The sequence below is a fragment of the Caballeronia sp. genome, assembly GCF_049581465.1.
Lineage (GTDB): Bacteria > Pseudomonadota > Gammaproteobacteria > Burkholderiales > Burkholderiaceae > Caballeronia.
The window spans coordinates 1-2,189 of record NZ_JBAUSA010001397.1 but is presented as its reverse complement, the minus strand read 5'-3'; the positions used below and the strand labels follow the sequence as shown (position 1 = coordinate 2,189).

Sequence of the window (2,189 nt, the reverse complement as noted above, 5' to 3'; positions counted from 1 at the left end):
CTTCAGAATCATCGGGCGATTTTGTGATTCCCGTTTTCGATTTTGTTTTTCCCTATAAAAAAGATAAAACATGCCCCAAGAGTTTCAATTTCGCCGTCTTGAAGGTCGGGTCGCACTGGTTACTGGTGGCGGAACTGGTATTGGCCGTGCCGCCGCCTTGGCTTATTCCACACAGGGGGCAAAAGTGGTTGTTGCTGGACGGCGTAGCTCAGAGATCGACGAGACTGTCCGGCTTATTGCGGCGAATGGTGGTGTGGGTTGCGCTGTTCCGACGGACGTAGCAGTAGCTCAACAAGTGCGTGAGCTGGTCGACGCGACCGTCGAACGCTACGGACGTTTGGACGCAGCGTTCAATAATGCCGGGATCGAGGGCACTATCGCCCCGATCACGGAACTGACAGAGACCGATTTTGATGAAGTTATTGCCATCAACCTCAGAGGGGCGTGGTTGTCGATCAAGTATGAGATCGCTGCGATGCTAAGCCTCGGCAACGGTGGCTCGATCGTCAATACATCCTCCTTTCTGGCAAAGGGTGCAGCGGTCGGATCAACGGTCTACTCCGCCAGCAAGGGCGGCCTTGATGCGCTGATCCGCGCCGTGGCAATCGAATATGGTCCGCACAATATTCGCATTAACAATATCAACCCCGGTGCTATCAGAACGCCTATGTTTGAGAGGCTGGGCGGCGATGAACACGTGAATCTGATTGAGTCCTTCACGCCCCTACGCCGCGTCGGAGATCCGGCCGACGCGGGCGATGTCGCCGTTTGGCTTTCGACCGACGAAGCCCGTTTCGTTACTGGGCAGACTTTGATGGTCGATGGCGGGATCTCAATTCCACACCTTCGGTGAGATGTGCAGCGACCATAAAAACCGGTCGCTGCTTGTAGAAATTGGCCCGTGCCGATGAGTGTCCGTAGTTGGCCGGTGAGGGCCCTGCAGGCATACGCGGAACATGCTTCGAGTGGCGGCGCGCGTCCCAGGCTTGATGCTTGGTACCGAGGGCAGCGGTCGTTCGGATCGCGTATTCAAGCGAAAGTGTAAAGGACCTCGAATCTCTCACACACGAGAGGCATCGATTTATCAACCGTCCGGCCAATTCGCTTGCACTCGTCGGTGAAGAATCTCCAGTGCTCTGTTTGCCAATGCGATAACGAGTGGTCACCTTCGCCTTCGCTAGCTGCGAAATCGGCGGTCACAGCGTCAAACGGCACGATTTCCACCTCCGTGGCTCGTCGAACAAACGTTGGCCGACCATGCCAGTCAAGCACGATCTCCATATCCCCGACCTCAGGAAGTGTCGCACCGTCGAAACCCCAAGACCAAACCAAGCTGCAAGTACCGCGCTTTACGCCAGTCAGAATGAGGGTGATCAGCGATTCTGAAAGCGCCTCTGAATCTCCGAAACCGCCGATTCCGACGTTACCTTTCGGTAGATGTACACCTCGCTCGGCCAACTCAGCGATTAACTCATCTACATTCTTGTCCATGCGACAGAGTCCTGTTTATTGCGCCCGCTATATCGGGGCACCTACGCGCCGATTGTCAACCATCTATCCGGTGCTGTCGAACGTCCCAAACTGGCCGGCAGTACGCATTCACCCACCTCGTCGGAAAGCTGCCGTTGACTACTCCAATGTCGGCTACGTGGAACGTCCACGGAACTGGTTCTCTCGGCCAAAACCCGTCATTCGGTATGAGGAAAGGTCAGTCATAGGGCGTCCGGTTCATGCCGGATAATTGCCGTTCAAGACCGGAAAGCTTGCTATAGAAGTTGGCAGGCCACACGACCATGAGAGAATTCTTGCTCTTGCACATGTTCGCATCCTCGTCGCCTCATGAAGATCCTCGAATACACCGGCCTCGACACCTCACGCGTCAAGGCCAGCTACGACAAGGTGTCCGCGGCCATCGCTCGCCACGACTTCCGTGCTGCCCAAGTCAAGAAGCTCGCCAATCTGAGCCACGGCAAGTTCTACCGGGCGAAGCTAGATGACGCCGACCGGCTGTTGTTCTCGCTGGTGCGCCACGGGGATGAAGTCTGCGCACTGATGCTGGAAGTGATCGCCAATCACGCTTACGACAAGTCACGTTTCTTGCGCGGCGCGGCGATTGACGAGAGCAAAATTCCAGACATCAGCGCCGATGACGCCATTAGGGAGGCGCAAGCTCTACGCTACCTTCATCC

General features: G+C 56.0%; 2 protein-coding genes and 1 pseudogene. 2 read left to right on the top strand and 1 reads right to left on the bottom strand.

The features are described from left to right. The first annotated feature begins 70 nt into the window (after positions 1–70). Positions 71–853: an SDR family NAD(P)-dependent oxidoreductase gene (locus tag WCA53_RS33775; protein ID WP_423922390.1), complete on the top strand. Its 783-nt coding sequence runs from the start codon at positions 71–73 to the stop codon at positions 851–853. 176 nt (positions 854–1,029) lie between these two features. Here the strand turns inward: WCA53_RS33775 and WCA53_RS33770 are convergent, their stop codons facing one another. Further along, entirely contained in the window at positions 1,030–1,491 is a 462-nt protein-coding gene (locus WCA53_RS33770; RefSeq protein WP_089162710.1) for an ASCH domain-containing protein, read from the bottom strand. A gap of 348 nt (positions 1,492–1,839) precedes the next feature. Between WCA53_RS33770 and WCA53_RS33765 the strand changes: the two are divergent. Beyond that, a pseudogene (locus WCA53_RS33765) lies at positions 1,840–2,189 on the top strand (hypothetical protein); the annotation flags it as partial.

Excerpts from the sequence above, each read along its gene's own strand:
- WCA53_RS33770 (WP_089162710.1), bottom strand. The coding sequence starts at position 1,491 with ATGGACAAGAATGTAGATGAGTTAATCGCTGAGTTGGCCGAGCGAGGT.
- WCA53_RS33775 (WP_423922390.1), top strand. The coding sequence starts at position 71 with ATGCCCCAAGAGTTTCAATTTCGCCGTCTTGAAGGTCGGGTCGCACTG.